This is a genomic window from Pseudomonas sp. NFACC02, from assembly GCF_900110765.1.
GTDB lineage: Bacteria > Pseudomonadota > Gammaproteobacteria > Pseudomonadales > Pseudomonadaceae > Aquipseudomonas.
In genome coordinates this window covers 213,258-237,900 of record NZ_FOEO01000004.1, presented here as the reverse complement: position 1 = coordinate 237,900, position 24,643 = coordinate 213,258, and the positions used below count along the sequence as shown (strand labels likewise).

The window sequence follows — 24,643 nt, the reverse complement described above, 5'->3', positions numbered from 1 at the left end:
TATGAAATACGAACTGGTAAAACGTCAGCTTGAGTCGCTAGGCAGCAGCACGGACGACAAGACCGGGTTGTTTGCGGGCCTGACTCACATTGTGAATAAAGGCCACCCAGAATGGGAAGGCCGTGATCTGGTCATCCGCTTCTTGGACAAATTCAAACTGTTCGACGAGGTCGAGCAGTCTTTGCTACTCAGCCTGGTTCGCACGGTTGGTCTATTCCCCTACATTACCGAACATGTAGACCAAGTATCCGCCGCCGACCGCCTCGCCTACGAGGTTCATCGGGTACAGGGTGTAGAGAAGGGCATGGTCTTTCACCGTTTGCAGGCACATGTTTTCCATCTATTGATGCAAGGTCGAAACGTCGTGCTCAGCGCATCAACGAGCGTGGGCAAGAGCTTGGTGATCGACGCCGTCCTAGCTCAAGGGAAATTTCGGAAAGTCGTAGTCATTGTTCCGACCATTGCGCTCATTGACGAAACGCGTCGTCGGCTGGTGAGGCGCTTCCGAGAGTCCTGCAACGTCATCACTCACCCTAGCCAGGAGGCGCAAGCGTCTGTTACTAACGTCTACCTGCTGACTCAGGAGCGTGTGCTACAACGCGACGATCTGGACGACGTCGACTTCTTCGTCATCGATGAATTCTACAAGCTTGACCTCGCCAGCGACTCTGAAGAGAAGAACAGATCAGTCGACCTGAGTCTGGCCTTCCACAGACTCGCGAACCTGGGTGCTCAGTTCTACCTGCTAGGCCCTCACATCCACAACATTCAGGGCCTGGACAAATATGAGTACAACTTCATCCCTTCGAACTTCTCGACGGTGGCGGTCGATGTTACGCACTACAACCTTCGCACCCGAGGTGACGAGCGCAAGGAAAAGCTGCTGGAGCTTTGTCAGCAAATCACCACACCCACGTTGATCTACTGCCAGTCCCCAGCCAGTGCCAACAGGGTCGCGCAATTCCTGATCGATGAAGGTGACTTTCCTGCGCTGGAAGCTACCCGGGAGATTTCGGCATGGATCGCTGAAAATTATCATCCGGCATGGAACGTAGCCAAGGCCATTTCGCTGGGAATTGGCATTCACCACGGCGGCGTGCCGAGAGCAATCCAGCAATATTTCGTGAAGCTGTTCAACGAACGATCTATTCGGTACATCATCTGCACATCAACCATGATCGAGGGGGTAAACACCTCTGCCGAAAACGTCATCATCTACGACAGGCGGATCAACAAAAATACTTTTGATTTTTTCACATTCAAGAACATATCTGGCCGAGCTGGGCGTATGAATCAGTACTTCATCGGCAAGGTGTTCATGCTGGAGGAGCCTCCAGAAGAGAAAAGCCTCACGGTCGACTATCCCATCGGGCTTCAGGACAGCGCCTCGCCCATGGGACTGCTGATGAAATTGGAGCCTGAATACCTCACCGACCAGTCAAAGCAGCGGTTGGAAGCTGCCTACGCCACGCCTCAACTCTCTACGTCAACATTAATTGAGAACCGGCACATTCCGATTGATAGACAGGTCGAAGTAGCTGACAGAATCCTTAGGGAAAAGATTTTGGGCCGTGAGTTGCTCACCTGGAAAGGTAATCCTGAGCAAAAGCAGCTGGAATACCTATGCACGCTCATCTATGACCACCTGCCGCATAAGCTACAGGAGTACGGCATCCATTCCGGCCTTCAACTCGCTTGGCACATCAATGCACTCAGGGCTCAAAAAAACTTTCAGGCGTATCTGCAACAAGCAATAGATGAGGACATTTCTGATCGCACACCTAGCGAGTCAATCGGGCAACGATTGAAGCTGATCCGCAATGTCATATCCTACCGCCTGCCGCGAGACATCATGGCGCTGAGCAAAATCCAAGCCGACGTTTTTAGACGTGTGAATGTTGAACCTGGCGATTTCGGTTTCTTCGCTGAACAGCTCGAAAACCTCTTTCATGATCCACTCCTCACTGCGCTGGATGAGTACGGGGTACCTGTCCAAATTTCGTCAAAATTTAAAAGTGCCATTCTGCCAGCGGATGGTCTCACGCAGTTACTAGCCAACCTGAGAGCTTGGGCCCCCAAGATCGCATCGTCGCCACTGAGTAGCTTTGAAAAACAGATTGTTAAATGGGCTGTCGAGGAAATCTGAAGGCCTCATCAGACTCGATTAGCGTAGGTGCGGCCCGCACTTGGTTGAATCACTCGCCCCCAGATGGATGTCGATGATGAAAGCGACGGGGGTGAGCGTGGCAAATTCTACTACTCCGAATAACCGCTTTTTTTCGCCAAAGCGCCTGGGGCGCTGCACAACGCCCAACACAGTTCGCTCTGCCCCTGGAAAATAGCGGTCAAGACGGGCTTACCGGACGATTACGAAAGGCCAAGCAATGAACTGGTTTAAACAACACAGAACACTATGGGTGGGTTGCGGCTTACTGGTAGCGGGCGCTATTTCTTGGGCATCCCAAGTCGCGTCCATAGTCGGGCCGTTTCTGCCTTACGCCATACCCCCAAAATCTCAAGACGGCGTCAACCCTGCGCTATTGGGAAATTGGTACGAAGAGTTTGAATACCCCGATCGTGACTGCGTCGTTCGCTTCAAGGGCACTATTCAATATTTCTCAAACAAGACATACAGGCTCACTGGCGAAATGCAATCTGTCAGCACAAAGCCGGGTACGCCTTTTAAGGCGGTGTACGCATTCGACGGGAATGGTGAATGGCAGGCCAACGATGATGAATTGGTGATCAAGCTGGCACATGCCCAAGCACCGCTTATCAGCACCACGTTGGGGAACCGCACCGTTTCAGCACAAGCACTCAATGCATTCGGCACAATGCCGGGCTTGGATCTTGGGCCTAAGTTTGAGCTGGCGCAGTCTCAACGCTACGACATCCGTAGCACGTCTAAGGACAGGGTCGTACTGGAGACGAATGGTATTTACGGCGACACGTTCCAGATCGCGATGCTTCGAACTCAAAAGATGTACCTGAGGTGAATTCCATCAAGCGATTATGGGGGTAGAAAACTGTCGTGGCTCATCGGTTTGAGGCCCCATTCAAGGGTACCGACTTTTCAAATCGCTGATGACATCTGTCTGCGACTCCTCGACGAGAGCCCCGTGATGGCACCCGGCCGCTGGACTGGCGGGCGCTGTCGGGCTCCTGTCGTGTTGTGTCATTGGGGGCTGCCGCATCATGAGTCCTACCAACCTTCTGATGGAGCGAAACAATGAACAGCACCACGTCTGGCCAACCTCGCCTGTTGAACCTTGAAGAATTCGCTGCCCTTATTCGCAAAATGCGTGAGGTCTTTCAGTGGTCACAAGAGACCCTGGCCGAGCTCGCGGGTTTGAACGTGCGAACTGTCCAGCGCGTCGAGAATGCAAAGTCGGCGAGCTTCGATACCCGCCGCGCGCTCGCGCGAGCATTCGAGATCGAAGACATCGACGCATTCAACAAGCCCTACATCATTCCCACCGAAGAAGAACTCAAGGAAGAGAAAGCCCGTTTTGACCGAGACTACATCACGCTCCCGACCTTTCCCCTGTCGACTGGCCGCCAACTCGCCAAGCTCGCCGAAGGTTCTACGGTCGATATCTGCCAGCCTGGTTTTGAAATCAAACGTGAGGCGCACGAGGTCTTTGCAGCGCTTATCGACTATTTCCGTGAATATCGGGACTGCGCCAGCGAATACCCGGAAACTTCAAAATTTTCGGTGTACGACGAGATGCAGGAACTGATTGATGAACTGCTCACGCAGCAGGTGTCGATTCATTGCGCAACGCGTGAGGTACACCTGAAAGTGTCGGACAGCCAGCCCGATGCGAAGCCCATGACTGTCCAGATGACGTACCTGATTGCCTTCGAACAGGGCAAAGCTCCTGACGAGTTCGCGGTGCAGAAGAAACCGGATTTCCGCTTCTAAGTCCTGCAACCATGAGCAAGGACGCTTATCCCAACGCATCCTCGCTACACAGTGAGGGCTCAAACACTGAGGGAACGGCGGAGGGCTGGCCATCAAGCTTTGGCTGCCCTAGAAATCAAAAACCGGCTGTGGCACAGCAACGGGCAGTGTCTCGGGGAGCACATACTCATCAGTGCCAAAGACCACTCCTTTGATGGTGTGCTTGATGAGGCTGCCATTGACGTATTCGATTCGGCGCGCATCCGAAGCCTTACGGCCACGCACGTAGTATCCACCTGAAACCGGCCAGGTCATCGGAGTGGCCTCGCAAGCGACGTGCGAGAAGAGCACCAGGTTTTGCCCGCCCTCTTTCTGCATAGATTTGAAGATAACCCCGTCAAAGCGCGGCACGTAATGGGTTGCCAGGTATTCGGCAATAACCTGCGTGATCAGGTAGCTGCGCTGGTTTCCAGGATTCACGGGGGCTGTGATCTCGTTATGCAGGTAGCGAAGAAATTCCTGCCGCCCCGTTTTCTCGAAATACTTGGGGTCAAAAAAGCTTGGTGAAGGGCCGAGGTCTGCGCTCTCAAGCCGGCCAAAGTCCAACACCCTCACGTCTGCATTTAACCGAAATTAGCCGCTGACCACATCGCTGCCCACCCGAGGTCGAAGCTCAGCAACGCACGTTTCGCGATCAAAAGCGCCATAGAACGCAGGCACCCCGGCAGGATTCATCCTGCCCTCGCCTGCTTTCCCCTTGGGGGGCGCACCGAGATTGCGAGCAGGATCAGCGCAGATAACCTCGACGTCCTCGTACCCTGAGCATACCCGAGCACGGAAAAAGGGGGCTGCATTATCAGGAGTGAGTAGTCGCACCACCGAGTTTTCCTCAGATGACGCGGAATAGTGATCCCCCCCTTCAAACAGCCACCTCAGGAAATTTCTGGCGCTGTCATTGAAGTAGCGGTTGCCATGCGTCATGCCTTCCTGAAACTCGCACCATTGGTGCCCGACATTGTTGGGAGTGAATGGCAGGAGGACATAGTTGGTGTCGTTACTATAGGATTCAGGTGGAATCAAAGCGAGGCGCACCAGAATAAGTGTTTTTTACAGTCTCTCTAGATGCGTAATAACAACGAGCTATCGCAAGGCTCGGCTCTCCTCAACGTCCAAAGCCTGCCCGTGCTGCCTTATTACAACTCCCCAGCAGGTAACGTCTGTATGAAATGCCGGTCATTTTCGGGCAGGGTCGATAACAGAATCATCTGTTTAAGGAATTCGATGATTTGCGGCTCGCCGATATCGTTGTGGTCCTTGATCAGGTCACCGCTCACGCTCACGTTCATGTAGGGATTTCGATCTCCCAACTGGGTGCGTTCCAGCGTCAGGCCTGCGATGGTTAACCGTGAGCTCGGTTGCCCACCGGCTGACCAGGCTTTCATGAGGGGTTGTGACTCGGGTTGGCCCGGCGCTGCCTTGTACAGCTCATGAGTGATGTAGGGCTGGTAATGCCCGACCGTTGTAAGGTTCTTCTTGTCCCAGCCATCTCGCTCGAACACTGTGTTAAAGCGCCGGCCCAAGGGGAAGAGTACGCCGGTGGCATCGTCTGCTTTAGAGGTGAGGATCACTTCTACTGGCAGTTGCTGCGGCGGGAACCAGGTGCGGTGGGACGCGATGTCGTGTAAGCCAGAGTAGCGTTGGGCTTCGAACGCCGGATTGATGAGCACCACCAGGTTGCCAAATCCCTCGACGTCAAGCTGACAGCCGTAATCGCCCCCTTTGGTGCGTATGGCGCGATCCTCAAGGATCTGCCCGATAGAAGACTGCACCACCAGGCCGCCAAAACTGTGGCCGATAACAACCAACTTGGTTTGACTGGTGACCTCCTGGCCTGCGGCGACAAGTTTACCGCAGCGGTTTTCATCAGTTGACTGAGCGCTCCCGGCGGAGCGTTTACGCTTGATTTCAAATGCAGCATCGCGAGCCTTGCTGTCTTGGGTACGCTTGATGAGTTCGATTCGGCTGAGCAGTTCGGTAACTTGCCCGTGGCCAACCTTCTCCGCCGTGTTTTTGCGATCCCAGAAGGTCACGTTGTTCACGGGGCCTAACGCCAGCGAATCACCGCGCCAACCGACATAAACGCCCGCGACCTCCCTGGCAGGTCGCCCAGAGGCCGCCTCTGCCCGCGCTAAATCAGCCAGCACCGAACGGAACGTGTTGATATTGGGATCTCCCTCCTTTGCCGAGTGGTGCCAACCATGGACGAAAACCACGATCAGTAAGTCCTTGGCCGCGGCCTCGGTATTCAGGTGATTGAGCACTGCCTCCATCCCCTGACGCTGCCACAAGTCGCCCTGATCGTTAAATTCGACGAAACCTAGAAAGTAGTCGCCTGGAGAGATGCTTGTGCCAGCGTGCCGTTGCAGATTTGCCTTCGAGCAATCGGCCTTACCTGTTTCGCACAAAGTATTCTGGGTTCTATAGGCGGTATACGGCGCGCACGCCCCGAGGAGCATGACGAGGCACAGCGAGGCAGCAGTGGCGATACGCTTCATGGGCTGCTCCAATAGCGGGGGTAATACTCTAGAAGTGGAGCTTAGCTGAGTCTGACAAGACTTCTCGAATTGACCGGTTGGGTAAGGTACTTTTTTTAATTGAAAGGCCCCGCTTAATCCTGAACGACCGAAGGCGGCATCCACATGCAAACAACTTCTGCATAGGCTGCTACATTAATCACGAGTCAATTTGTTTAAACGTCTGCGTTTTCACAAAGACCTCTTCGGAATGTCAGTATTGAGCCGTTGCTTCCGCGCAAATGACTCATACCTTTTTTCGTATAGAGGAATGACTCATGAGAGCGATTTACATGACAGCACTCACGGTACTGCTGAGTGCCTGCGCTGGCGGCAGCAGCAGCCCGACCAAGGACGCACATGCCCCGCCGCCGCCCGGCGCCAGACAAATCAGCGGTAGCGAAATCTCAGCTCAATTCATAGGACGATCACACCAAAGCGTGACTTCGAGGGGGGCAAGCATTCACCGAGGTTTTGACTGCTGACGGCAAGGCCAGAATCCATATAACAGGTGACCCTGAAGCAACCGGAAACTGGAAGATAACTGGCGATGTTATTTGTGTGACGTATTCGGCCTACGGCGAAGAATGCAACGTCGTGAAAGCAGATGAGCGGTGGTTTTGGTTCATCGATAACACCAAAGGAACAACAAACAATCGGTTCGCCCGATAACGCCTTGCTTCACCTGCTTCGTCTCACGACGGAGCCGGGTGCGGCATGATCATGGTGATGGGCGCTCGTGAACGGTCCTGATTTAAGTCCTTTCAGTTCATGCCTCTCAGGCGCGTGAAACAACACGCTGACATCCGCCTTGCCGAAGGACATGCATAGCCCCTACTCATCAAACGGCAACGGACTATCCAGATCACGCCTCACTTCAAAGGCATTGAGCGTCATCGCGACGAGCGAGTAATACCCGTATACGCCGATCAGCTCGACCATGGCGGGCTCGCCAAAGAGCGCGATGCCCTGCTCGTAAAGTGCGGTATCGACACGTCGGGTTTGGTAAAGCGACTGGCCGATCTCGTAAACGCATTGTTCGTCGATGCAGGTAAACGTCGGGGTCCGTTGCTGCCTGATCGCGTCGATCACGCTGTCGGAAAGGCCTGCGTTTCTGGCGATGGGCTCATGGATCTGCCACTCGGCTTGAGAGCGCCACCAGGCGGCGGTGGTAAGGATGGCGAGTTCGGTCAGCCTTGATTCCAAAGCGGTACCGTACCGGCAAAACGCCCCCAGACGCTGGGCGTGGTCTGCCAGCACCGGGCTGTGAATCCATGCGAGGAAAGGTCCGTCCAGATTGCCGCGAGGCCCCTTCAGAATGTCCGCCAGCACGCGCGCTTGATCGTCGCTCATCTGATCAGGCTGCAAGGGGGTGAGACGCGATTGAATGTCCATAAACTCCTTGGTTCAGGCCGGTCGTCAGCGCTCTCGATGACGTCGCCCGTGCATTCGTTGATGACCGCTGAGGGTAATCCAGAACAAAACATACGCGCTAGCGCGCAAGCCTGTGCAATGCCAAAACCCTGGCTGCACAGGCTCGCGAGCAACCAATCAGCCTGCCGCCACCACGGTAATTTCGACGAGCAGATCCGGAGCAGCCAATCGTGCCTCAACGGTCGCTCGGGCAGGTGCGTGCCCCTCCGGAGCCCAGGCATCCCAGACTTCGTTCATGCCCGCGAAGTTCGCCTGAATGTCAGAAAGCCAGACTTGGGCACTGAGAATGCGCGTCTTGTCCAGTCCGGCCTTGGCGAGGAAATTGTCGATTTTCTCGAGGACTTGAGCCGTCTGCCCTTTGATGTCCAGGGTACGATCGGTGGCGGTCTGGCCGCCGACAAATGTGAAACCGTTGCACTGAACGACGCGACTCATGCGTTGATTGGTTTCGATGCGGGTGATTTCCAGCATGTGAACTCCTTAATGGTGTGGAACGATGGATGTAACGGGTTCAAGGACCTCGGGCGACGCAGCGCTCACCGGGTTTTGAAATCGGTCGATGGCGAAGGCATCAAGTGCAATGTCCGAATGCTCGCCCACAATCTGCTGAGCCAGACGTTTGCCAACCCCGGGCCCCATCTGGAATCCACTGCCGCAAAAGCCGAAGGCGTAGCTCAGGTTAGTCGCGTTGCGGCTGGGGCCAATGACCGGCAGATCGTCTTCGGTGAAAGCCTCGACCCCGGCCCAGACACGATTGACGCCCAGGTGTTTGAGATGGGGGAACAGGTCGGTAACCGTGCGTGCGCTGGTGCCTAGACGGGTCATGTCGACCTCGCCATGGCGTGCCGGAAAGTCCAGGGTGCCGATCAGCTTTCCACCGATCACCACCGTGCCGTTGGCAAACTGCTTGAACGACAGCGAACGCCCGGTGGCCCCCAGCACGGGCGCGCAAAACGGGGCAACACGGTGGGTGACCATCAGCATCAGGCCTTCGGGACGCCCGGGCACCGACTCACCAACCTGCGCGGCCAGCTCTCGCGCCCAGGCGCCCGCTGTGATCACCAGATGTTCAGCCGAAAACACGCCGCCCTTTGCGGTGACGTGCCACCGCCCTTCCTTATGATCAATCCGTTTCGCTGGCGTGGCTTCGTACACCTGCACGCCCAGCTTCTGCGCCGCGAGACGAAACGCGGTCACGGTTCTGAACGGGGTCGCATAGCCGTCGTCTTTGACCCAGATGCCCCCCACCACGTGACGTGCCACGGTGGGGATGATGTCGAAGACAGCTTCCGGGCCAATCAATACTTCGTGACTGAACCCGAGGCGCTGAAGGTGTCGCACGCGCTCGCGGCATTCCTGCAACTCATCCTGGTTTTCCGCCAGCTTCAACTGACCGCTGGGAACGAAGCCGCCGTCATCGCCCAGCACGCTGCGTAACTCATGCCATAACGTCCGCGACGACAGCGCCAGAGGAATCTCGGCGACATGTCGCCCCAGCGTGCGTACGCCTCCGGCGTTGACGCCCGAAGCATGCCGGGCGCAATAGTCGGCTTCCAGTACCGTCACCTTGACGCCGCGTTGAGCGAGGTGGAAGGCGGTGCTCAAGCCGTGAATGCCGCCGCCGATGACCAGCACATCGCTTTCACGTCTGATGTCTTCACTCACCGGCCAGCTCCCCTAACGTGATCGGTTTGATCGGCGGACGAATCCGGTAATAACCGACCTCCGACGCAGGCACACCCCGGGCATGGGCAATGACCTCGGTGACCGTGAGGCCGCACATCCGACCCTGGCACGGCCCCATGCCACAACGACCGAAAGATTTCGCCTGATTCGGGCCGGTGCAGCCCAGCTTGACGAAGGCCCTCACCTCTCCTGCTGTCAGTTCTTCGCACCGGCACACCATCACGTCGTCGGCCGGAATCCGGTTCTCGTCTTTCGGGCGGTACAGTGCATCGAGAAAGGGGCGAATGCGTAAATGGGCGTCAAGGCCTGCGCGTAGCGACGCCGCCTCCTGATCCCGATGCTCGGGCGTGATGCTCTTCAGCTTGCAGGCGATGGCCAGTGCCGCCAACTCCCCCTGCACCGCAGCGGCCTGAGCACCGCCGATCCCGGCCCCGTCCCCCGCGACATACACGCCGGCCACGTCCAGTTCGCCCCAAACATCCGTTACCGGACTGAAGCACAGCTGCGCAGCGTCCCACTCATGCTGCGCCCGTAGCGATTGACTGAACTGGATATTCGGCACGACGCCCTGATGAAGCAATACACAACGCGTTGCAACGCGCACAGGCTTCCCGGCGGCCGTAAAGCTCAAGGCGCTCGCAGAGTCCGTTCCCTCGATTGCCAGGTGCTCGGCGCCGGTGTAGTGAGCAATCCCGGCACGACGCAAACTGCGCATCAGATCCAGACCTTTACGCAGATAGGGCCAGGCGCGCAGCGCTGCGAACAGATGACGCCGGGCCCGCCAGTAATCTTCAGGCCGCGTGGTGTCGACCAGCGCTTTGATCGCCACGCCCGCCCGCAGGTACTGCCAACCCAGCAGATACAGCAGCGGGCCACACCCGGCCAACACGACGGGTTCACCGGGCGCCAGGCCCGCGCTTTTCAGCAGAATCTGCGCAGCGCCGGCGCTCATCACGCCGGGCAGCGTCCAGCCCGGGATCGGGAACGGTCGCTCCATGGCGCCCGTCGCCAGCAACACGGCTTTGGCCTGCAACGTCTGCAGCCGCCCTTCACGCAGGTAACTGACTTGATGATCACGGGTCACCTGCCACACCGATGCGCCGGACTCGTACTGAACCGTCGAAGAGGCCAACGCCTGCGCCAGTGAGTTGCCGCGCGCATAGTCAGGGCCAAGCATGTCGCGGCGGGCCAATGGTGCAAGGGTGATTCCCCGGTATATCTGCCCTCCCGGACTGCCCTGCTCATCCAGCAGTACCACCTGCAAGCCCGACTCGGCCAGGGCCACTGCGCCGGACATGCCTGCGGCCCCTGCCCCGACAACCACCACATCGACGTTTTTATGGCTCATGACTGCACCTCGACGAACGGGACGCCGACGGGCTGGAAGATCAGATCACGCGCGCCTTCCTGTGAGTGAATGCGCATGCCCTCCGAAACCTCGATCAGGCAGCTTTGCCTATTCGGAACACCGTCGATTTCAACCAGGCACTCAAAGCAGACCCCCATCATGCAATAGGGCGCCCGTGGCGATTCGCTCACGGGTGTCGCTCTGAAACGACTGATGCCGGACATCAGTAATGCCGCCGCGACACTCATGCCCGCCGGAACACTCAGCGGCTGATCGTTGAAGCTCAGGCGCACCGTTCGGGCAGAGTCGGTCTCGCTCTTGATGGGTTGGAACAGCGGTTCAGTGCGCATGAGAAAACACCTTGTCAGTCAAAAAACGCTCGCCGGCAAATACACCCAACTCGTCTGGCATCGGGCCACCCAGAATCCACGGTGCGATACGCAATGCATGGGCAGCCGCCAACGTCACGCCGCTGTGGCAGGTCACCACGAAGGCGCCCGGGTGAAGGGGTGATTGTTGGTAGATCGGGAAGCCATCCGGGCTCATGACCCGTAACGCGCCCCACGCCCTGATCAGCCGGACATCGCGCAGCAACGGAAAGGTCGCAAGTCCTCGTCGGGCAATCGTCGCCAGGACTTCAGTCGACGTTCTGTCGTCGAACCCCGCCTCTTCCATTGAGTCCCCGAACTGCACCGTGCCCTCATCGGTCTGGCGCACATTGATCGTCGGATAATCGAGAAAGGGCCGGACACGTTCGCTGATCAGTACTTGCCCCCGATTCGGCGCTACCGGGGCGTGCAGACCCACCTGACGCGCCAGTTGGGGATTCCCAAGCCCTGCGGCGAGGACAACCCTTGGCGCCAAGAAACGGCGCGACCCTGCTGTGACCCGAAACTCGCCCGGCGCACAGTCGATGGTGTCGACCTCCACGCCGCTGTTGTACCGGACGCCTTTTGTCTGCCCCGAAACATGAAGTGCCCGCAGCAGCTTCAGCGGATTGACGTGACCATCCTGAGGTGTGTAGCTGGCGCCCACCACCGAGGGGCCGATCAGTGGCAAACGGGCCTTCAACTCAGCGGCGTCGAGCATCTCAAACGGGTAGTCGCCCAACGCATCCTGCAGGCTTTGCAGGCGCAACTGCCGCTCGATCAGCTCGTCATCGCTGAAGCACATGTGGAATCCACCCGGTTGCCTGAGTTGCACATCGACACCGCTGTCCGCCATCAGCGCCTCGGCAAACCCCGGCCAGCGGCTGGCGGATGAGCGCGTCCAGCGCGAGTAATCCGGCAAGTCGTGTCCCTTGCCCTGAACCCAGACCAGGCCGAAATTACCGCGCGATGCTCTGAACGCGATGTCCCCCTGATCCAGCAGCACCGTATCGGCACCCTGACGGGCCAGGCCATACGCGACTGCGCTGCCGACCAGCCCTCCTCCGATGACGATGACGTCCGACTGCGTGACGCTGTGTGCGTTCTGGCTCATTTGCCCTCTCCGATCAGCACCCGATCCAGCCCGACCAGGCGGTCGAGTACCCACATCAACACCAACGTGCCCAGAATCAGCACCGTGGACACCGCTGTGATCAACGGGTCGATGGTTTGGGAAATCTGGTTGTACATAGCCACGGGTAACGTCGTGGTACCTGGGGTCGCGACAAAGACCGTCATCGTCAGCTCATCGAAGCTCTGAATGAAGGCCAGCATCCAGCCGCCGACGACACCGGTTTTGATACGCGGCAGGACCACCCGGTAAAACGCTGTCCAGCGGCTGGCGCCCAGTGACAACGCCGCCTGCTCGATGTCTCGTTCCAGGCCGATGGCCGACGCCAACGTGAGACGCAGCGCATAGGGCAGCACCACCACGACATGGGTGAAGGTCAATGCCCAGAACGAACCGCCGATGTGCGCCAGGGAAAAGAACCGCAGAAACGCGATACCCAACACCACCGAGGGAATCATCAGCGGCGACAAGAGAAAGCCGGTTACAGCGCCCCGTCCCGGGAAGTCGTAGCGGCTGATCGCCAATGCAGCAGGAATGGCCAACAACGCCGCAATGGTCGCAGAGGCAAAGCCCAGTCTGATCGACAGCCAGAACGCATCGACCATTTCCTGATTGTCCAGAAGCGCTCTGAACCAACGAAGCGACAATCCCTCGGTGGGCAGTGAGAGATACCCCTTGCCGGTAAAGGCCATGGCCATGACCACCACGAGCGGCGCGACGATGAACAGGACGAAAGAAGCATGGAACAGCAGCGAGAAAAATCCGTTCTTGTGCATGGTCGTCTACTCGAAGACGTGCTTGAAGCGGCGCTCGGCCAGCTTGCTGCAACCCAGGATGATGACCAGATTCGCCACCAGCAGAAGCATGGCGATGGCGGCACCCAGCGGCCAGTTGAGCGTGCCGAGGAATTCGTCATAGGCGGCGGTTGCGACGACTTTCAGACGTCGGCCGCCGATGATCGCGGGGGTCGCGAATGCGGATGCCGCCAAGGCAAAAACGATGATGGATCCTGACAGGACGCCGGGCATGATCTGCGGCAGGATGATCCGGCGAAATACCGTGAGCCGCGATGCCCCCAGCGACAATCCTGCCCATTCGACCTGCAGATCCAGACGTTGCAAGGTGGCCCAGACCGCGATGACCATGAATGGCACCAGGACGTGGGTCAGCGCGATGATGACGCCCACTTGAGTGAAGAGCATCTTGACCGGCTGATCGGTAATGCCCAGTGCCTGCAACGCGTCGTTGATCAGGCCGTTATTGCCCAACAAAATAGCCCAGCCCAACGTCCGCACGACCACTGAAATCAGCAAGGGACCCAGCACGACCAGCAAAAACAGTGAGCGCCAACGGGGTGCCATGCGCGCCAGAATGATGGTTTCCGGTATCCCCAGCAGAACGCACAGCACCGTCACCGCCAGCGCCATTCCTCCTGTGCGCAGGAAAATGTCGTGGAAATAATCATCCCGGAACACTTCCAGATAATTCCCGAGGCTGTAGCCGGGCATTACACCGCCGGCATCGCTGAACAGGTTGAGCGAGAGAACTGCGGTCAGTAGCAAGGGCGCCAGCAACAGCACGATGAACACCAGCAGCGCCGGGCCACTGAGCATCCAGGGTGCCGCGCCGACATGTTCGGCGTCATACCTGGCCATGGGCAACCTCCCGGTCAAGAAGGCGCAAATCATCGTCAGACCAGTCGAGGCAGACCTCGCTGCCCTCCTCCGGCGGCGGCACGCCCAGGTTCGGCTGCGTCATGTGTACCAGCCCAAGGCGGCTCTCCACTGCAATCAACCAGAGGTTGCCGAGGAAAACCCGCAGCCGGATTCGCCCGCTCACCCGCCCGCTGCCTATCGGCGTCAGACGGATTTTCTCCGGACGGATGTACACGTTAACGTCATTGCCCAGCGTGCGGTCTTCATGGGGAACCTTTAGCAGCGTGTCGTGAACCTGAACATGGCAACAGCGCGCGTTGCGCAATTGCACCGCCCCGGCAAAAGCGTTGGTCTTGCCCAGAAACGCGGAAGCAAAGGGGGAATGAGGCCGCTCGTAAGCTTCGAACGGTGTATCGATCTGAACGATGCGTCCTTTTTGCATCACGGCGATCCGGTCACTCATGGTCATCGCTTCGACCTGGTCGTGAGTCACCAGAATCGTGGTGATGCCCAACTCGCGTTGAATGGCCCGCAGTTCGATGTGCATCTCCTCTCGCAGTTTTGCATCGAGGTTGGACATGGGTTCATCGAGCAACAGCAGGTTGGGCCGTATCGCCAACGCCCTCGCAATAGCCACGCGCTGACGTTGCCCGCCGGACAATGCCTTCGGGTACCGCTCGCCAAGCCCGTCCAGACGCACCAGCGCCAGCGCCTCCTCGATACGCTTGCCGCGCTGGGCCTTTGGCACACCGCGCATTTCAAGGCCAAAGCTGATGTTCTGGGCCACGGTCATGTGGGGAAACAAGGCATAGCTTTGAAACACGATGCCTAACCCTCGCTGCTCGGGACGCACGTGAGTGATGTCACGGCCGTCGAGGATGATTCGCCCCTCGGTAGGCTGGACGAACCCGGCAATCGATTGCAGGGTCGTGGTCTTGCCGCAGCCTGAAGGGCCAAGCAGTGAGATGAATTCGCCGTGCAGGACTTCGAGATCCAAACCATCAATGGCCCTGAAGTGGCCATACGTTTTGACGATTCCTTCGAGTGTGAGAAATGCCATGGGTTTGTCGCGCAGGCGAACCTGCGCCTCCAGAAGGTGTTTAAGGGATTCGGGGAGTCGCGACGTGCGTTTTAACGCTCGACCGTGCGATTCCAGCGGGTCGTCCACTCACCGCGCTGCTGGTTGATGGTGTCCCAGTCAACCTTGATCAGCGCATTGACCTTGTCTGGACCATATGGCATGCGGGAAGCGACGTCGGGCGGTAGCTGTACGGTCCGGTTGACCGGCGCGAAACCGTTGGCCCTGGCCTGGATTTCCTGGACTTCGGGGGATAACACGTACTGAATGAACGCCTGTGCCAGCTCGGACTGGGCATTGGGCGTGATGCTGCATGCGGCGATCTGCAGGGCGATGCCACCCTCTTTCGGGTAGATGAACTTCAGGGGGAACCCGGTGCTTTGCAAAGCCACCGCCCGGCCGCTGCCGTAAACGGCCATCACGACATCGCCGTTTTGCATCATGCCATCCATCTCACCCGGGGCGGACACCCACGCCAACACATTGGGACCGATTTCGTCCTTGAGCGCCTTGAAGCCGGGGTCGATATTCTTCTCACCGCCACCGCGCAGTCGTGCCATTTCGACCAGGGTATGCAGCCCGTACGTGTTCGTCACCGGCGGCATGCCCAGCAATTGTTTGTAGCGAGGATCGGTCAGGTTTTCCCAGGAGTCCGGGGCTGGCCAGCCGCGTTTTTTGAAGGCTTCCTCGTTGTAGCCGATGCCGGTTGCAACTACGCCAATCCCCGTTGCTTCAGGGCTGAGTCGGGCCAGCGGATACAGGTCTTCGTACACGGGCGCAGCGCTCAGTTTTTCGCACAGGCCCAGTTGCAACGCCTGGTACATCGGCCCGTCGTCCATCATCGCCACGTTGATCTGTTGACGCCCCTTTTGCGCCTGCAGCTTCGCCAGGGTCTCGGTGGAGTTGCCGGCTACGTAAACGACTTTGACGCCGTGTTGTTTTTCAAACGCAGGAATCACCTGAGTCTTGTACATCTGCTCGGTGGAGCCGCCCACGCCGGCCACATACAGCGTCGTTTCGGCGAACGCAGATGCAGTGCCGAAAGCGGAAACCGCCAGAGTGATGGCGAGACTGAGAAACTTGAATGAACGAAACGGCTGTGCTGCTGAGGAGGAATTAAGGCTATTCACAGACTATCTCCGAAGTGCATGGGGCAGATCGAACAATGCGTCAGTCGCTTCAGGTTTACCGAAGCCTTGCATGCACGGCGCATGCTCCCGGCGAATCCATCGCGGGGTGGCGCATCTTCATGTGCGCTAGGGGTTGCGGGTTTGAGTATTGCGACAGCGATCCCATGTGGTCAAATACGGATATCCGGGCGAGCTATTCAAATTTGATATGGAGAGCTTTATGAATCTTCGACAGATAGAAGCGTTTCGCAGTGTCATGCGGCTAGGCTCGATGACCGCTGCGGCGGAGGTATTGTTCACCTCGCAGCCCAACGTCAGCCGCCTCATCTCTCAACTGGAAGCCAGCATCGGATTGACGCTGTTCAAGCGCGCCGGCGTGCGGCTTATCCCTACGCAGGAGGGCCAGGCGTTCTTTCATGAGGTTGAACGGGCGTATGTGGGACTGGATTCCCTGAAGCTCTCGGCCAAAAACATCCGCAACCTGGGCACTGGCCGGTTACGCGTGGCCGCGGTGCCTTCCATGGGGCTCAGTGTCATCCCTAAAGCGCTCAAGACTTTTACCGACTCGCGCCCCGAACTGACGGTTTCTTTGCATGTGAATTCATCCCCGACCGTCGAGCAGTGGGTCAAATCGCAATTTTGCGACATCGGCATCGTGGTCCATCCAGGGGACGTCAGCAGCCAGCAAATCGAGTTACTGGCGATGATGCCTGCCGTATGTGTATTGCCGCGCTCGCACCGTCTTGCAGCCAACGAACAGATCACCTTTGCCGATCTGGACGGTGAGACGTTCATCTCCCTCTGTCACGGAGACGGCACCCGATCGCTCGTCGACGGTTTGTTCGAAAAGGCAGGCGTCGAGCGGGTCATGGCGGTTGAGGCGCAGTACAGCGCGATCAATTGCGAGATGGTGGCATTGGGCATGGGGGTCACTCTGGCGCACCCGCTGGTCGCCGCGGATTATCAGCATCGAGAGATTGTGATCCGGCCGTTCAAACCCGACATTTTGTTCCCGACCTACGTCATCTGGCCGCCTGCGCATGCACGCACCCGATTGGCCGAAGAGTTCATCGAGACGCTCAAAATGCTCTACGAAACGACCTTCAAATCGGTGATCTGACCGCAGCGACGTGACTTCTATCGCTTCGGTCGCAGTCGAGAAACGGGCGGCCATCGGGTTTCAATGGAGGCCGACGCGCTCGGTCAGGGCCCCCAGTGCGTCGTCGGCGTGGAATTCGACGCGGCACCGCCGCATCAACCCGCTCTAGCGCGGCAGCATGCGCCTGAGTGTGTTGTCCCGTACGTAATAGTGGTGGAACAAACCGGCGGCGGCATGCAGTCCGATCAGCCAGTAGCCGAGGTTGCCCAACCATTCGTGCCATCCCTTGATCTGCTTCGCCAACGCAGGATCCAGTGCGACGGGTGCCGGCATGAAGAACTCGAAGTAAGGCATTGGCTTCCCACCCGCCGCCAGCATCAACCACGCCAGCACGGGGGTGACGATCATCAGTCCATAAAGCGATGCGTGCATCAGGTGCGATAACCCGGTCTGCCATGTCGGCGGTGTCGGGCTGATGGCGGGCGCTTTGTTCGTCAGCCTGCCCAACAGGCGAATCCACACCAACGCGAATATGGAGAGTCCGAACAGGCCGTGAAAGCCCAGCGCTGCCGACCGCAGCGTGCTGCCGCGCGGTGCCAGGCCTTTAAGCTCGATGCAGGCATACACGCCGACAAACAACGCCAGCATTAACCAGTGCAGATAAATCGAGAGCTTTGCGTAACGGGGTGATGATGGATTCATGCCGTGTACTCGTCAGTGAGATTGCAGATAGGCCTTGATGGCGTCAGGAATCTGCGGCAATTGCCTTAAGGGAATCTGAAGGTGCGCGGCAAAACCCTTTTTTTCTGACCTTCAGACTTCGTTAAGAAACGGTGCTGATACTTCCCACCATTCGCCACTGGGGAGGAGCCTCGCCCATGCAGGATCTGGACTGGAATATCTGTTTACCGTTTCGCTTCGGCAACGCTGCAGCACCCACACTGTCGCTCAACCGCGCGTTGGCCCAAGCGCCGCTGCGCGCGGCATTTGAAGCGTTTATCCAACACCGTTTTCATCAAGCCCATAACGCGGAAATCAACCACTTCATGCCGGAGCTGTTCGGGCTCCATGACGAGGCCGGGACGCTCTGTGCCGTGGCGGGTGTGCGCAAGGCGATGTCTGGCCCGTTGTTTCTGGAGCACTACCTGGATGACCCGATCGAACAGGTCATCGAACGGCACGCCGCCAGACCCGTGGATCGCCAGGGCATCGTCGAGGTGGGCAACCTGGCCGCGAGTACGCTGGGAAGCGCGCGTTTGAGCATCATCACGGTCACCTGGTTGCTGGCGATGGGTGGCCTGGAATGGGTGGCGTTCACCGGTAATGCAGGCCTGGTCAACAGTTTCAATCGCCTTGGACTGCGTCCTGTCACCCTGTGCGCGGCCGACCCGCTGCGCCTGGGCGAGGAGCGACACACCTGGGGCAACTACTACGACACCCAACCTCACGTACACGTGGGGGACATACGCTCAGGCTTCCTTCATCTAAGTCACAGCGGTGTGTTTGAGCGTTTCGGTTTACCCCTGACACTGGAGCAGACCTGCCATGTCGCCTGAACTCACGGCGTTTCGCCTGCGGATTTCCGATCTCGCCATTAACCAGCCCCATGCTTATGCCTTGTGGGGGGATGATCTCAAGCTCGACTATGCCGAACTGGATGCCGAGATCCGGCTGCGTCAGCAGGTGCTCAAAGACCTGAACGCCAACGTGGTGGCGATAGCCCTGAAGAACGGTCCCGACCTGTTGATATGGGACTTGGCGATCCTGTTCGAAGGACTGACCTGCGTGGCCCTGCCCCCTTTCTTCAGTGCCGCTCAGCGCCTTCATTGCCTTGAGCAAAGTCAGGCTGACCTGGTGATTGCCGAGACCTACTATGAGGAAGAACTGGAGCAAGCCGGGTTCAGCAGCCATGAAGGTTTCTGGGTTCGACAGGTCCGCAAACCCTCTCCCCTGCCCATGGGCACTGCGAAGCTGACCTTCACGTCTGGCACCACCGGCACCCCCAAAGGGGTCTGTCTGAGCGCCGAGAGCGTGTTATCAGTCGCCCGGGAACTGCATCGCGCGAGTGAGTCGCAACACCCTCGTCATCACCTTTCGCTGCTGCCGCTGGCCATCCTGCTGGAAAACATCGGCTGCTACGCCGCGTTGTACGCCGGGGCCCTGCTGAGTGTGCCCAGTCACCGCGCAGTGGGCATTCAGGGCGCCAGCGGCGTGGATTTGCCGCGCCTGCTTTCAACCCTGAAAACGCGAAACCCGCAAAGCATGATTCTGGTGCCGCAACTGTTGTTGCTGTTGGTCAGTGCCTGTGAAATCGGGGCATTCGATGCCAGTGAGCTGCGGTTCATCGCGGTGGGCGGCGCCAAGGTCACCCGCGAATTATTGCTACGTGCCGAGTCAGCGGGCATCCCTGTCTATGAAGGCTACGGACTTTCCGAGTGTGCATCGGTCGTGGCGCTGAACCGCCCGGGGGCGCATCAGCCCGGCAGCGTCGGCAAACCACTCCCGCATGTTCAGATACGCCTGGCGCCGGACGGCGAAGTTCTGATCGCCGGGTCCGGCATGCTCGGCTATCTGGGCGACCCCGATGGCGTTCCCGAGTGGTGGCCGAGCGGCGACCTCGGTGAGTTCGACGCCAATGGCTACCTCTACCTCAATGGTCGTAAAAAACACCAGTTCGTCACCAGCTACGGGCGCAACGTCAATCCCGAATGGGTCGAGGCCGAACTGACCCAGCGCGGGCGGATCGTCCAGGCGTTCGTCTACGGCGAGGCGATGGCACATAACCACGCCCTGCTCTGGCCTGCCCGTCCGGAGACCACTGACCTGCAGATCGCCGACGCCGTCGTACAGGCCAATCAAGCCCTGCCCGACTACGCCCGGATACACAGCTGGACCCGTCTTGAGCAGCCGTTCACCACAGGCAATGGCATGGCCACGGCGAACGGACGGCCGAAACGCGACGCCATTCTGGCGCATTACCGACATCACTTCATCGAGCCCACACGAGCCGAGGACGTTCAATCATGAGTTTTTTTCAGACGCTGCAAGACGAAACACGCACCGAACGCGAAACGCTGTTCAACCTGCCCATCATTCATCAAGCGCTGTTTGGCGAGGTCACGCTGGAGAGTTACCGTGCGTTTTTGACTCAGGCCTATTACCACGTTCGCCACACCGTGCCATTGATGATGGCCTGCGGCGCACGGCTGCCTTCTCGGCTGGAATGGCTGCGCGGTGCCGTTTGCGACTACATCGAAGACGAGTACGGCCATGAGCAGTGGATCCTCAACGACCTGCGGGCGTGCGGGGCGGATGCCGACGCCGTGCGCGACGGAGCCCCGGGCCTGCCCATCGAGCTGATGGTCGCCTATCTCTACGACCTGATTGCCCGGGGCAACCCCGTTGGCCTGTTCGGCATGGTCAACGTGCTCGAAGGCACGAGCATCGCGCTGGCGACACACGCCGCGGGCAGCATCCAGCAGCGCCTGGGCCTGCCAGCGACGGCGTTCAGCTACCTCAGCTCCCACGGCAGCCTCGACGTCGGCCACATGGAAACCTACCGAAAACTCATGGATCGCCTGGAAGACCCGGACGACCAGGCAGCGGTGATCAAAGCGTCAAAAGTGGTGTACGGCTTGTACACCGAGATGTTCAGGCAATTGCCGGCCCCGACGACGCAACCTCTAAAGGAGTCCACTCATGCGTCTGTCTGAAGCCCGTGTGGTCCTGACCGGGGCCAGCGGCGGCATCGGCATGGCCATCGCCGAAGCGCTCTGCAGCCACGGCGCGGAGGTGCTTGCGGTTTCCCGTCATCGCGAGCCACTGCTGCCCTTGCAAGCGCAATACCCACACTTGCTGCATTGGGTGAAAGCCGACCTGACCACCCACGAAGGTCGCCAGCATGTGTTGATGACGGCGCAGGCGATGGAAGGCATCAACCTGCTGGTCAATGCCGCCGGGGTTAATCATTTCGCCATGCTCGAACAACTGCCGGGCCGTGAAATCGACGCGATGCTCAACATCAATCTGCACGCGCCCATTTTGCTGACCGGCCTCATGTTACCGATGCTGCGCAATGCGCAACGCGCCATGGTCGTCAATGTGGGCTCGACCTTTGGCTCGATCGGCTATGCCGGATACGCGACGTACTGCGCCAGCAAATTCGCGTTGCGCGGTTTCTCCGAGGCGTTGCGCCGTGAGTTGGCGGATACGCGGGTGGGCGTGCTGTACGTGGCTCCGCGCGCAACGCGTACCACCATGAACGGCCCTGCGGCCCGCGCGCTGAACACCGCCCTTAAAAGCAGCGAAGACGATCCACAGACCGTTGCCGCTGCAGTGATCAGCGCGATTGTCGGCAACCAGCGCGAATTGTATCTGGGCTGGCCGGAACGCTTTTTCGTACGCCTCAACGGCCTCCTGCCTGCGGTTGTCGACCGTTCGTTGCGCAAGCACCTGCCACTGATCCGTCGACTCAGCAACATGCCTTCTGAAGAGAAACCCAAACCATGAAAAGAATACTGTTTGTGCTGTGTGCATGCCTGAGCCTGCCCGTCTGGGCACTGGAGGCGCCCGACCAACAGCGCCTGTCTTCCATTCAGCAGGAGTGGGCTCACATCCAGTACCAGCTACCTGAAGACCAGCGCGTTGCGGCGTTCGAAAAGCTGGCTGCCGAATCATCAGCCTTTACTCAGCAACGGCCAAAGGCAGCCGAAGCGTGGATTTGGTCGGGGATCGTCACCAGCAGTTGGGCGGGTGCCCAGGGCGGTCTCGGCGCGCTGAGCAAGGTCAAGCAGGCCAAGGCCGATCTGGAAAAAGCGCTGACGCTCGATCCCAATGCCTTGCAGGGCTCGGCGTATGCGAGCCTGGCCGCGCTGTATGATCGGGTACCCGGCTGGCCCATTGGCTTCGGCGATGCCGACAAGGCCCAGGCACTGCTGGAACAGGCTTTGAAAATCAACCCCAACGGCATCGATCCGCTCTACTTCTGGGGCGATCATCTGTTTCGCCAGGGGCACTACGCGCAAGCCAGGGAGGCCTTGGAAAAGGCGTTGCAGGCAGCCCCGCGACCGGGTCGTGAAGTGGCCGACAGTGGACGGCGCAAGGACATTCAGCTATTGCTGGTCGACGTGAACAAAAAACTGAAATAACGGAGCCTTCATGCGTTTGCTGTTGATCGAAGACGATGTCGCGCTGGGCGAAGGCATTCTCCTCGCGTTGAGTCGGGAGGGTTACACCGTCGACTGGGTGAAAGACGGATCCAGTGCGTTGCATGCGTTGCTGAGCGAAGGATTCGATCTGGCGATTCTCGACCTGGGTTTGCCCCGGCTGGACGGATTGACCGTGTTAAAGCGACTGCGTGAAAGCGGATCGGCCCTGCCCGTATTGATTCTGACCGCTCGCGATGCCACGGAAGACCGCATCGCCGGGCTCGACGCAGGCGCTGACGACTACCTGATCAAGCCGTTCGACCTGTCCGAACTCAAGGCGAGGTTGCGGGCGCTGTTGCGGCGCAGTGCCGGCCGCGCGCGCGTGATGATCGAACACGGGGGCATCCGTCTCGACCCCACCAGCCAACAGGTGACCTATCAGAACGAACCGGTGTCGTTGACCCCCAAGGAATACCAGCTCCTGTATGAACTGCTGTCGCCGCCCGGACGGGTGATGACCCGCGAGCGCCTGATCCAGTTGCTCTACGGCTGGAATGAGGAAGCCGAGAGCAATACGCTGGAAGTCCACATTCATCACCTGCGCAAGAAATTCTCCACGGACCTGATCCGCACCGTTCGTGGCGTGGGTTATCTGGTGGAGGAGCGTCCTTGACCTCGATTCGCCGCCGCACGCTGACACTGATCCTGGGGCTGGTCATCATCGGATTGCTGATCCTGACGATAGTCAACGTTCACGACAGTAATCACGAAATCGCCGAAGTCTATGACGCCCAACTCGCCACCAACGCCAGATTGTTGCAGGGTGTGATGCGCATGCCGCTCGCTCGCCAGGAGCATGCGCAGCTTTACCAGGCCTTCAACCAGGCATTGGGACAGGCGGATCCCAAGGTCGACGGGCATCCGTATGAGAGCAAGATTGCGTTTCAGGTGTGGGACCTTCAGGGCAATCTACTGGTTCACACGCCGAGCGCACCGACGCTCACCCATGCCCCTCAATACACGGGATTCAGTGACATTGATGACCTGGGCAGGCATCAGTGGCGAACGTTCGTGCTCAAGGATGAACAACACAGCCTGCTGATCTGGGTCGGAGAGCGCGACGATGTGCGCTCGGATCTGGTGAACCGTATCGTGCGGCACACGGTGCTGCCCAACCTGATAGGAAGCCTGGCGCTGATGATGGCCATCTGGCTGGCCATCGGCTGGGGACTCAAACCGCTTGCTGACTTGGCGGCAACGTTGCGCGGTCGCCATCCTGGCTCACTGGAGCCCCTGCAATTGGCTCCCCTGCCCAGTGAGCTCGAACCGATGCAAGCGGCACTGAACAGGCTTTTGGGTCAAATTCAGGATGTGTTGAGCCGTGAACGGCGCTTCATTGCCGATGCCGCCCATGAAATGCGTACGCCGCTGGCGGTCTTGCGCGTACATGCGCAGAACGTCCTCGAAGCCCATAACGAAGAGCAGCGGCGCGAGTCGCTGAACTATCTGATTGTCGGCGTTGACCGCACGACCCGGCTGGTCAATCAGCTGTTGACCATTGCCCGACTGGAACCCAGCGCAGGGCTCCCGGCCACCACGCGTACGGACCTGGTCAAAACCGTCCGCGACAGTCTGGTGCAACTGACACCCTGGGTGTTGAGCCGAGGCCTGGAGCTCTCCTTCGACACCAGCGAAGAGGTCTGCGTCATTACAACGGACGTGTCCGCCATCGACATCGCATTACAGAACCTGGTGACCAATGCCGTGAATTTCTCCCCACCGGGTGGGCAGATCAATGTCACGCTGCGGGTGTCCGGCAAGCGCTTCCAGTTGGCCGTCACCGATCAGGGCCCCGGTATCGACGAAGCAGAACGTGAGCGACTGTTCGAACGCTTCTACAGTCGCGCCAACGATCAGGGAGTCGGACTGGGCCTGACCATCGTACAAGCCGTCGCCGTGCGACTGGGGGGCGAAATCCGACTGGAGAATGTCTCTCCACACGGCCTGCATGCGGTGATGGACATCCCGTTGGTTGCACACGCCAGCGACTCGATAACACCGGCAGCGTATTGAAAGCTCGCTCGCTGAG

General features: G+C 58.8%; 25 protein-coding genes. 11 read left to right on the top strand and 14 right to left on the bottom strand.

Features of this window, described 5'->3' with window-relative positions; translation table 11 throughout:
* Position 1 precedes the first annotated feature (1 nt).
* From BMY73_RS06095 to BMY73_RS06085, 3 genes are all read left to right on the top strand, one after another.
* On the top strand, positions 2-2,146 hold the full coding sequence (locus BMY73_RS06095; RefSeq protein WP_092405773.1) for a DEAD/DEAH box helicase: 2,145 nt from the start codon (positions 2-4) through the stop codon (positions 2,144-2,146).
* Positions 2,147-2,384: 238 nt separating this feature from the next.
* Positions 2,385-2,996 carry a hypothetical protein gene (locus tag BMY73_RS06090; RefSeq protein WP_092405771.1) on the top strand — a complete coding sequence of 204 codons (612 nt, stop codon included), beginning with the start codon at positions 2,385-2,387 and terminating at the stop codon, positions 2,994-2,996.
* Positions 2,997-3,229: 233 nt separating this feature from the next.
* Positions 3,230-3,925 carry a helix-turn-helix domain-containing protein gene (locus BMY73_RS06085; RefSeq protein WP_139214113.1) on the top strand — a complete coding sequence of 232 codons (696 nt, stop codon included), beginning with the start codon at positions 3,230-3,232 and terminating at the stop codon, positions 3,923-3,925.
* A 108-nt stretch (positions 3,926-4,033) separates the two neighbouring features.
* Here BMY73_RS06085 and BMY73_RS28505 read toward each other — a convergent pair whose 3' ends face one another.
* From BMY73_RS28505 to BMY73_RS06025, 13 genes are all read right to left on the bottom strand, one after another.
* Positions 4,034-4,513, bottom strand: a complete 480-nt coding sequence (locus tag BMY73_RS28505) for an RES family NAD+ phosphorylase (RefSeq protein WP_256570920.1) — start codon at positions 4,511-4,513, stop codon at positions 4,034-4,036.
* 24 nt (positions 4,514-4,537) lie between these two features.
* On the bottom strand, positions 4,538-4,984 hold the full coding sequence (locus BMY73_RS28500; RefSeq protein WP_256570919.1) for an RES family NAD+ phosphorylase: 447 nt from the start codon (positions 4,982-4,984) through the stop codon (positions 4,538-4,540).
* 113 nt (positions 4,985-5,097) lie between these two features.
* Positions 5,098-6,459: a hypothetical protein gene (locus BMY73_RS06075; RefSeq protein ID WP_092405769.1), complete on the bottom strand. Its 1,362-nt coding sequence runs from the start codon at positions 6,457-6,459 to the stop codon at positions 5,098-5,100.
* 852 nt (positions 6,460-7,311) lie between these two features.
* Positions 7,312-7,872 carry a carboxymuconolactone decarboxylase family protein gene (locus BMY73_RS06070; RefSeq protein WP_092405767.1) on the bottom strand — a complete coding sequence of 187 codons (561 nt, stop codon included), beginning with the start codon at positions 7,870-7,872 and terminating at the stop codon, positions 7,312-7,314.
* Positions 7,873-8,028: 156 nt separating this feature from the next.
* Positions 8,029-8,379 (bottom strand): RidA family protein, encoded by a 351-nt coding sequence (locus BMY73_RS06065; RefSeq protein WP_370588088.1) that lies wholly within the window; start codon positions 8,377-8,379, stop codon positions 8,029-8,031.
* Positions 8,380-8,391: 12 nt separating this feature from the next.
* Positions 8,392-9,576 carry an NAD(P)/FAD-dependent oxidoreductase gene (locus BMY73_RS06060; RefSeq protein WP_092405765.1) on the bottom strand — a complete coding sequence of 395 codons (1,185 nt, stop codon included), beginning with the start codon at positions 9,574-9,576 and terminating at the stop codon, positions 8,392-8,394.
* Positions 9,569-10,945, bottom strand: coding sequence for an FAD/NAD(P)-dependent oxidoreductase (locus BMY73_RS06055; protein WP_092405763.1), 1,377 nt, complete (start codon positions 10,943-10,945; stop codon positions 9,569-9,571). The genes BMY73_RS06060 and BMY73_RS06055 overlap by 8 nt, the downstream gene beginning before the upstream one ends.
* On the bottom strand, positions 10,942-11,295 hold the full coding sequence (locus BMY73_RS06050; RefSeq protein ID WP_092405761.1) for a (2Fe-2S)-binding protein: 354 nt from the start codon (positions 11,293-11,295) through the stop codon (positions 10,942-10,944). Before BMY73_RS06050 ends, BMY73_RS06055 begins: the two co-directional genes overlap by 4 nt.
* Positions 11,285-12,427 (bottom strand): NAD(P)/FAD-dependent oxidoreductase, encoded by a 1,143-nt coding sequence (locus tag BMY73_RS06045; RefSeq protein WP_092405759.1) that lies wholly within the window; start codon positions 12,425-12,427, stop codon positions 11,285-11,287. Before BMY73_RS06045 ends, BMY73_RS06050 begins: the two co-directional genes overlap by 11 nt.
* Entirely contained in the window at positions 12,424-13,221 is a 798-nt protein-coding gene (locus BMY73_RS06040; RefSeq protein ID WP_092405757.1) for an ABC transporter permease, read from the bottom strand. The genes BMY73_RS06045 and BMY73_RS06040 overlap by 4 nt, the downstream gene beginning before the upstream one ends.
* A gap of 6 nt (positions 13,222-13,227) precedes the next feature.
* Positions 13,228-14,100, bottom strand: coding sequence for an ABC transporter permease (locus BMY73_RS06035; protein ID WP_062381600.1), 873 nt, complete (start codon positions 14,098-14,100; stop codon positions 13,228-13,230).
* Positions 14,087-15,160, bottom strand: a complete 1,074-nt coding sequence (locus tag BMY73_RS06030) for an ABC transporter ATP-binding protein (protein ID WP_092405755.1) — start codon at positions 15,158-15,160, stop codon at positions 14,087-14,089. Before BMY73_RS06030 ends, BMY73_RS06035 begins: the two co-directional genes overlap by 14 nt.
* 71 nt (positions 15,161-15,231) lie before the next feature.
* Positions 15,232-16,308 (bottom strand): ABC transporter substrate-binding protein, encoded by a 1,077-nt coding sequence (locus BMY73_RS06025; protein ID WP_092405753.1) that lies wholly within the window; start codon positions 16,306-16,308, stop codon positions 15,232-15,234.
* A 220-nt stretch (positions 16,309-16,528) separates the two neighbouring features.
* Between BMY73_RS06025 and BMY73_RS06020 the strand changes: the two genes are divergently transcribed.
* Positions 16,529-17,428, top strand: a complete 900-nt coding sequence (locus tag BMY73_RS06020) for a LysR substrate-binding domain-containing protein (RefSeq protein WP_062381606.1) — start codon at positions 16,529-16,531, stop codon at positions 17,426-17,428.
* A gap of 144 nt (positions 17,429-17,572) precedes the next feature.
* Here BMY73_RS06020 and BMY73_RS06015 read toward each other — a convergent pair whose 3' ends face one another.
* Positions 17,573-18,109: a cytochrome b gene (locus BMY73_RS06015; protein WP_092405751.1), complete on the bottom strand. Its 537-nt coding sequence runs from the start codon at positions 18,107-18,109 to the stop codon at positions 17,573-17,575.
* A 176-nt stretch (positions 18,110-18,285) separates the two neighbouring features.
* Between BMY73_RS06015 and BMY73_RS06010 the strand changes: the two genes are divergently transcribed.
* The 7 genes from BMY73_RS06010 to BMY73_RS05980 are packed head-to-tail and all read left to right on the top strand — an operon-like array spanning position 18,286 to position 24,627.
* Positions 18,286-18,963: a thermostable hemolysin gene (locus BMY73_RS06010; protein WP_092405749.1), complete on the top strand. Its 678-nt coding sequence runs from the start codon at positions 18,286-18,288 to the stop codon at positions 18,961-18,963.
* Complete coding sequence (locus BMY73_RS06005; protein WP_092405747.1) at positions 18,953-20,434, top strand: AMP-binding protein; 1,482 nt, start codon at positions 18,953-18,955, stop codon at positions 20,432-20,434. Before BMY73_RS06010 ends, BMY73_RS06005 begins: the two co-directional genes overlap by 11 nt.
* Entirely contained in the window at positions 20,431-21,120 is a 690-nt protein-coding gene (locus BMY73_RS06000; RefSeq protein ID WP_092405745.1) for an iron-containing redox enzyme family protein, read from the top strand. The genes BMY73_RS06005 and BMY73_RS06000 overlap by 4 nt, the downstream gene beginning before the upstream one ends.
* Complete coding sequence (locus BMY73_RS05995) at positions 21,107-21,916, top strand: SDR family oxidoreductase (protein WP_062381617.1); 810 nt, start codon at positions 21,107-21,109, stop codon at positions 21,914-21,916. The genes BMY73_RS06000 and BMY73_RS05995 overlap by 14 nt, the downstream gene beginning before the upstream one ends.
* Positions 21,913-22,554, top strand: coding sequence for a tetratricopeptide repeat protein (locus tag BMY73_RS05990; protein WP_092405743.1), 642 nt, complete (start codon positions 21,913-21,915; stop codon positions 22,552-22,554). The genes BMY73_RS05995 and BMY73_RS05990 overlap by 4 nt, the downstream gene beginning before the upstream one ends.
* A 10-nt stretch (positions 22,555-22,564) precedes the next feature.
* Positions 22,565-23,227: a response regulator gene (locus BMY73_RS05985; protein ID WP_062381620.1), complete on the top strand. Its 663-nt coding sequence runs from the start codon at positions 22,565-22,567 to the stop codon at positions 23,225-23,227.
* Complete coding sequence (locus BMY73_RS05980) at positions 23,224-24,627, top strand: ATP-binding protein (RefSeq protein WP_092405741.1); 1,404 nt, start codon at positions 23,224-23,226, stop codon at positions 24,625-24,627. The genes BMY73_RS05985 and BMY73_RS05980 overlap by 4 nt, the downstream gene beginning before the upstream one ends.
* The last annotated feature ends 16 nt before the right edge of the window (positions 24,628-24,643 follow it).

Bases quoted from the DNA above. Each gene is read 5' to 3' on its own strand.
- BMY73_RS06035 (WP_062381600.1), bottom strand. From the start codon at position 14,100: ATGGCCAGGTATGACGCCGAACATGTCGGCGCGGCACCCTGGATGCTC.
- BMY73_RS06075 (WP_092405769.1), bottom strand. From the start codon at position 6,459: ATGAAGCGTATCGCCACTGCTGCCTCGCTGTGCCTCGTCATGCTCCTC.
- BMY73_RS06055 (WP_092405763.1), bottom strand. From the start codon at position 10,945: ATGAGCCATAAAAACGTCGATGTGGTGGTTGTCGGGGCAGGGGCCGCA.
- BMY73_RS06050 (WP_092405761.1), bottom strand. From the start codon at position 11,295: ATGCGCACTGAACCGCTGTTCCAACCCATCAAGAGCGAGACCGACTCT.
- BMY73_RS05990 (WP_092405743.1), top strand. From the start codon at position 21,913: ATGAAAAGAATACTGTTTGTGCTGTGTGCATGCCTGAGCCTGCCCGTC.
- BMY73_RS06000 (WP_092405745.1), top strand. From the start codon at position 20,431: ATGAGTTTTTTTCAGACGCTGCAAGACGAAACACGCACCGAACGCGAA.
- BMY73_RS06030 (WP_092405755.1), bottom strand. From the start codon at position 15,160: ATGGCATTTCTCACACTCGAAGGAATCGTCAAAACGTATGGCCACTTC.
- BMY73_RS06010 (WP_092405749.1), top strand. From the start codon at position 18,286: ATGCAGGATCTGGACTGGAATATCTGTTTACCGTTTCGCTTCGGCAAC.
- BMY73_RS05995 (WP_062381617.1), top strand. From the start codon at position 21,107: ATGCGTCTGTCTGAAGCCCGTGTGGTCCTGACCGGGGCCAGCGGCGGC.
- BMY73_RS06095 (WP_092405773.1), top strand. From the start codon at position 2: ATGAAATACGAACTGGTAAAACGTCAGCTTGAGTCGCTAGGCAGCAGC.
- BMY73_RS06085 (WP_139214113.1), top strand. From the start codon at position 3,230: ATGAACAGCACCACGTCTGGCCAACCTCGCCTGTTGAACCTTGAAGAA.
- BMY73_RS06005 (WP_092405747.1), top strand. From the start codon at position 18,953: ATGTCGCCTGAACTCACGGCGTTTCGCCTGCGGATTTCCGATCTCGCC.
- BMY73_RS06090 (WP_092405771.1), top strand. From the start codon at position 2,385: ATGAACTGGTTTAAACAACACAGAACACTATGGGTGGGTTGCGGCTTA.
- BMY73_RS05985 (WP_062381620.1), top strand. From the start codon at position 22,565: ATGCGTTTGCTGTTGATCGAAGACGATGTCGCGCTGGGCGAAGGCATT.
- BMY73_RS06070 (WP_092405767.1), bottom strand. From the start codon at position 7,872: ATGGACATTCAATCGCGTCTCACCCCCTTGCAGCCTGATCAGATGAGC.
- BMY73_RS06045 (WP_092405759.1), bottom strand. From the start codon at position 12,427: ATGAGCCAGAACGCACACAGCGTCACGCAGTCGGACGTCATCGTCATC.
- BMY73_RS06020 (WP_062381606.1), top strand. From the start codon at position 16,529: ATGAATCTTCGACAGATAGAAGCGTTTCGCAGTGTCATGCGGCTAGGC.
- BMY73_RS06015 (WP_092405751.1), bottom strand. From the start codon at position 18,109: ATGAATCCATCATCACCCCGTTACGCAAAGCTCTCGATTTATCTGCAC.
- BMY73_RS06040 (WP_092405757.1), bottom strand. From the start codon at position 13,221: ATGCACAAGAACGGATTTTTCTCGCTGCTGTTCCATGCTTCTTTCGTC.